6 protein-coding genes are annotated in these 5,597 nt (G+C 72.3%); all 6 read left to right on the forward strand.

The genetic code is table 11. The features are described 5' to 3' along the window. On the forward strand, window positions 1-1,281 hold a 1,281-nt coding region (locus tag WH07_RS34345), incomplete at its 5' end, for a hypothetical protein (protein ID WP_046508862.1). Window positions 1,282-1,289: 8 nt separating this feature from the next. After that, complete coding sequence (locus WH07_RS34350) at window positions 1,290-1,928, forward strand: hypothetical protein (protein ID WP_046508853.1); 639 nt, start codon at window positions 1,290-1,292, stop codon at window positions 1,926-1,928. 133 nt (window positions 1,929-2,061) lie between these two features. Continuing rightward, on the forward strand, window positions 2,062-2,766 hold the full coding sequence (locus WH07_RS34355; protein ID WP_046508855.1) for a spermidine synthase family protein: 705 nt from the start codon (window positions 2,062-2,064) through the stop codon (window positions 2,764-2,766). 112 nt (window positions 2,767-2,878) lie between these two features. Next, on the forward strand, window positions 2,879-3,616 hold the full coding sequence (locus WH07_RS34360) for a response regulator transcription factor (RefSeq protein WP_046508857.1): 738 nt from the start codon (window positions 2,879-2,881) through the stop codon (window positions 3,614-3,616). 227 nt (window positions 3,617-3,843) lie between these two features. Then, a complete protein-coding gene (locus tag WH07_RS34365; protein WP_046508864.1) occupies window positions 3,844-4,899 on the forward strand; it encodes a HAMP domain-containing sensor histidine kinase in 1,056 nt (351 codons plus the stop codon). 289 nt (window positions 4,900-5,188) lie between these two features. Continuing rightward, a partial coding sequence (locus tag WH07_RS34370; protein ID WP_046508859.1) for a 2-oxoglutarate dehydrogenase E1 subunit family protein occupies window positions 5,189-5,597 on the forward strand: 409 nt, incomplete at its 3' end.

Consider the following 5,597-nt stretch of genomic DNA (forward strand, 5'->3'; position numbering starts at 1 on the left):
TCCCTTGCCCCACGCACCCGCGTCCCCCTCGCCCGCTCCGCCTCACCCCTGCGGGCCGAACTCCTCCGGGGTGCCGGGCCCTGGAGCGGAGTCGCAAGCGCGCTCGTCATCGGCGTGACCATGTATTTCCAGCCAACCGGCTGGCAGGCCCACTGGGTCGACACCACCGATCTTCTGCGTTCCCTCGCGCTGCTGCTCTGCGGCCCCCTGGCCGTCGCCGCCGGGTGCTGGCAGGGCGGCCGGGAGCGGCGGCGCGGCACCGGTGAGCTGTGGGGTTCGGTTCCGCGTACCCGCCTGCGGCAGGTGCTGATGGCCGTGGCGCCCGCCGTGTGCTGGCCGGTCGTCGGGTATCTCGTCGCCGCGGCCGGGTGCCTCCTCGTGGCCTGGCCGTATACGAGCGGGGGCCGGCCGTTCGTCTCGCTGATCGGCGCGGACGCCGTGGCTCTCGGCGCCCTCGGGGTGCTGGGCTTCGTGGCCGGCCGACTGGTTCCCTGGCGGCTGACCGCCCCCGTACTCGCGGCCGTCACCTATGTCGGGCTGGCCATTCCCCTGTACACCGACTCTCCTGCCACCTGGCTGAATCCCGCCATCCAGCACAGTTATCGGTGGGACCGGCCGGTGTGGTGGTTCGGGCCCGCGAGTGCCGTGTGGACGGGCGGTCTCGGCCTCGCCGCGCTCGTCGCGTACGCCGCCCGGCACCGCGCGCTCGCGCTGCTGCCGCTCGCGCTGGCCGTCGCCGCCGCCGTGCCGATCGCACGGACCGGGCACGCGGTCTGGTACCCGGATTCGGAAGCGGCCCGGCTCGTCTGCGACGACGGCACACCGCAGGTGTGTGTGACTGCGGTCGACCGGAAACTGCTGCCCGGCACCTCGGCCGCGCTCGCCGGCCTCAACGCGAAACTGCGCGGCGTCCCCGGAGCACCGGCCCGCTGGATCGACGGACCCTACGGGAGCGACACCCGCCCGGGGGACGTACGGCTGCCGACCCTGGCAGAGCCGACCGTACGCGGCCGGTCCTTCACACACGAGGCGGCCTGGCGACTCCTCGACGACTGTGACCGGACCGCGTCCGACACCCCCGGCCAGGAACGGGCCGATGCCATCGGCCACGCCGTCACCCAATGGCTCGCCCCGCGCCCGGACTTCGGCTCCTCCACACGGCCGGAAGTCACGGTCCATCTCAAGCGGATCCACGCCATGGACACCGAGCAGAGCCGTGCCTATCTCGCCCGCTATCTGGCCGCTGACCACTGCCGCCCGGAAATCGTCCCAGCCCCATGACCACAACGATGACCGCCAAAACGACTCCCCCGGCCCTGTTCACCCTGTACTCCCTCTACGCCCGCTCCCGCATCCTCCCCGCCACCCTCGCCGCACTCGCCTGCACCGCCCTTGCCGCCGCGTGGGCCGCGTACTGGCTCCGGACGCAGCCGCAGTTCGGCCGGAGCCCGAGCGCCCGCGTCCCGGTTGTGGTGCTCGCTCCGCTGCTCGCGGCGGGGGTGATCGGGACCGGGCTGTATACACACAGCGACGAGCTGGACCGTACGGCCGTACGCCCCTGGTGGCCCCGGCGGACTACCCATCTGCTCGTACTGACCGCACTGGCGGCCGCGAGTCTCGCGCTCGCCGTACCCGGCCGTCCCGAGGAGTTCGGGGCCCCGGCGATCGTGCGCAATCTGCTCGGTGCCACCGGGGTCACGGCCGGGGCGGCGGCCCTCCTCGGGGCCCGGCTGAGCTGGCTGCCGATGGCGGTGTACGTGAGCGGCAGCTATCTGTCCGCGCCGCGGACACCGGGCGGCGCGGCGGCCGTCTGGGCGTGGCCCATGCAGCCGGGACCGCAGGCCGCGGCATGGGTGACCGCGCTGGTCGCGTACGCCGGCGGGGCCGCGCTGTACGCGTGGCGGGGTGCGCGGCGGGAGAGCGGGTGAGATCGCGACGGGACAGCCGGTGAGATCGGAGGGAACCGGTTTGGTCCCTTCCGACTCTGAGCGTAAGGATGGCGGCGACGCCGTCCGGGTTCCTTCCGACGCCGTCCGCGTTCCTTCCGACGGAAAGGCCGATATGCCCGCGCCTCCAGCGCCCGTGCCCGACTTCGCTGCCGTCACCCTCGACCGGCGGGACGGGCCGTACGGGGAGGTCGTGCTGCGGCAGCGCGGTGAGCGGCTGGAAATCATCGCCAACGGGTGCTTCCTGATGGACACCTCGGACGGGCGTTCCGAGCGGCTGCTGATCGACGCCGCCCTGGCCGCCCTGCCCGCCCCGCCCGCCGGGAACAGACTGCCGTCCGTCCTCATCGGCGGACTCGGCGTCGGATTCTCGCTGGCACACGCCGCCGCCGACCCGCGCTGGGGCCGCGTCGTGGTCGTCGAGCGCGAGCAGGCCGTCATCGACTGGCACCACGAGGGCCCGCTCTCCCGGATCTCGGCCGCCGCACTGGCCGACCCCCGGGTGGAGATCGTCCGGGCCGACCTGGTCGAGTACGTGCGGACCGCCACGGAACGTTACGACGCGCTCTGCCTGGACATCGACAACGGGCCCGACTGGACCGTCACCGAAGGCAACGGAAACCTGTACTCCGCGGACGGTCTGGCCGCCTGCCGCGCGCGGCTGGAACCCGGCGGTGTGCTCGCCGTATGGTCGGCCCGGCCCTCCGCCGCGTTCGGCGAAGCGTTGCGGAATGCCGGTTTCACCGGGGTACGGGAGGAAGAGATCCAGGTTGCCCGAGGCGTACCCGACGTGGTCCATCTCGGTGTTCGCACTGCGTAGCCGGGAAGCTCCCACTGCCTCTACGCTGCACCACACACACATCGATCCACATCCGCAGCGGGAACGTGGATCGCGGGATCAAGGATCACGGAACGCGTACCAGGGGCGGGCGATGGAGCAGACACACACCAGCCACAACGGAGTGGCGGCCACGCCCGGCGCCCAGCGCCGGGTCCTGGTCGTCGAGGACGACACGACGATCGTCGACGCCATCGCAGCGCGGCTGAGGGCCGAGGGATTCCTGGTCCAGACGGCGGCGGACGGCCCGGCGGCCGTCGACGCGGCCGAGGCCTGGCAGCCGGACCTGATGGTCCTCGACGTCATGCTGCCCGGCTTCGACGGTCTCGAGGTCTGCCGCCGGGTCCAGGCGCAGCGCCCCGTGCCGGTGCTGATGCTGACGGCGCGCGACGACGAGACCGACATGCTGGTCGGTCTCGGGGTCGGCGCCGACGACTACATGACCAAGCCGTTCTCCATGCGGGAGCTGGCGGCACGGGTGCATGTGCTGCTGCGCCGGGTGGAGCGCGCGGCGCTCGCCGCGGTGACTCCGCGCAGCGGCATCCTGCGCCTCGGCGAGCTGGAGATCGATCACGCGCAGCGCCGGGTGCGGGTGCGCAGTGAGGACGTCCATCTCACGCCGACGGAGTTCGATCTGCTGGTCTGCCTGGCGAACACCCCGCGCGCGGTGCTCTCCCGGGAGCAGCTCCTCGCCGAGGTGTGGGACTGGGCGGACGCCTCCGGGACCCGTACGGTCGACAGCCACATCAAGGCGCTGCGCCGCAAGATCGGCGCCGAGCGCATCCGTACGGTGCACGGGGTCGGGTACGCGCTGGAGACCCCCGCGCCATGAGCCCGCCGGCGTCCGGCAGCTCCGGCGGCACCGGCAGACCGGGCTCCGCCGGACCAGATACCGGCGGACAGAACACGGGCGGACACAGCGCCGACGGACCCGGCACCGGCCGGCGAAGCACGGGCGGGCACGGCACGGGCGGACGCGGCGTCGGCGGGCACAGCGCCGGCGGACACAGCGCCGGCGGCTCCGGCGCGGAGGTCACCGCCGCCCCCGAGGGCACCGGTCTGCGCCCGTTCTCCATCAAGGCCAAGCTCGGCACCCTCGTCGTCGTCTCCGTCTTCATCACCACCGGCCTGCTGATGGTCGCCCTGCGCACCGAGACCGAGCTGCGCTTCATCACGGTCTTCTCGGTGATCGCCACGCTGCTGATCACGCAGTTCGTGGCCCATGGCCTGACCGCGCCCCTCGACGAGATGAACACCGTCGCCAAGGGCATCTCCCACGGCGACTACACCCGCCGGGTCAGCGGCGCCGACCGCAAGGACGAGCTGGGCGACCTGGCCTCCACCATCAACCGCATGGCCGACGACCTGGAGGCCGAGGACCGGCACCGCAAAGAGCTGATCGCCAATGTCTCGCACGAGCTGCGCACCCCCATCGCGGCCCTGCGCGCCGTGCTGGAGAACGTCGTCGACGGGGTGTCCGCCGCCGATCCCGAGACGATGCGCACGGCTCTGCGCCAGACGGAGCGGCTCGGCAGGCTGACCGAGACCCTGCTCGACCTGTCCCGGCTGGACAACGGCGTCGTACCGCTCAGGGCACAGCGCTTCGAGGTGTGGCCGTATCTCTCCGGGGTGCTCAAGGAGGCCAATCTGGCCGCTTCGCGGCGCGCGATGGGTTCCGGCTCCAGCAGTCACACCCGTACGGACGTGCATCTGCATCTCGATGTGTCGCCGCCCGAACTCACCGCGCACGCCGACGCGGAGCGGCTCCACCAGGTCGTCGCCAACCTCATCGACAACGCCGTCAAACACAGTCCGCCGCACGGCCGGGTCACCGTACGCGCACGGCGCGGCACCGGGCCCGAGTCGCTGGAGCTGGAGGTCCAGGACGAGGGCCCGGGGATCCCCGAGCAGGAGCGGCACCGGGTCTTCGAACGGTTCAACCGGGGTACGGCGCCCTCCCCGCACGGCCCCGGCAGCGACGGCGGTACGGGGCTCGGCCTGGCGATCGCGCGCTGGGCGGTGGATCTGCACGGCGGCCGGATAGGAGTGGCCGAATCGGCTCGCGGCTGCCTGATACGCGTCACTCTTCCGGGAACACCCCGAACGCACGATTGACGTAGGCTTCGAACTGCGAGGCCCTGAGAAGTGCCGGGGTACGCGAGGGGCACGACGTGGTGACCGCGGAAGCACGAGGTGAGGTCCGAAGTCCGGTCTTCACCGGGGTGTTGTATGCCCTGCCACCATGGAACCCCGCTTGTTTCCCGCCATTTCATACGCCGAAACCCGCCGTCGGATGTGATGTGCACGACGATGGCACGCCCGGCCTGCACCTGAAGGCCTGGTAGGCGTAGCCTTGATTCCCGCTGTCCATCACCTTGTGAAGCGGAAGAGGGCGGTTCACGCCGTGTCGTCTCAGTCCCCCAGTAACGCGAGCATCTCGACCGACGAAGACGGGCAGGGCAAGAACCCTGCGGCCGCCTTCGGAGCCAACGAATGGCTCGTCGACGAGATCTACCAGCAGTACCTCCAGGACCCGAATTCGGTCGACCGTGCCTGGTGGGACTTCTTCGCCGACTACAAGCCGGGCACTCCCGGCACGGCGGCCGAGCCCACCAAGAGCACCGTGACCGCAGCCGCGGGGGCTGCGGTGACCACGACCCAGGCCGCCCCGGCCCCGGCCGCCCAGGCTCCGGCCCGGCCCGCGCAGGCCGCCGCCGCGCCCGCCGCTCCGGCGAGGCCCGCGGCCCCTGTCCAGGCCGCGCCGCCCGTGGCTCCGCCCGCGCCCGCCGCCGTCCCCGCTCCCGCGCCCGTAC

Source organism: Streptomyces odonnellii, assembly GCF_000981895.1.
GTDB classification, from domain to species: Bacteria; Actinomycetota; Actinomycetes; order Streptomycetales; family Streptomycetaceae; genus Streptomyces; species Streptomyces odonnellii.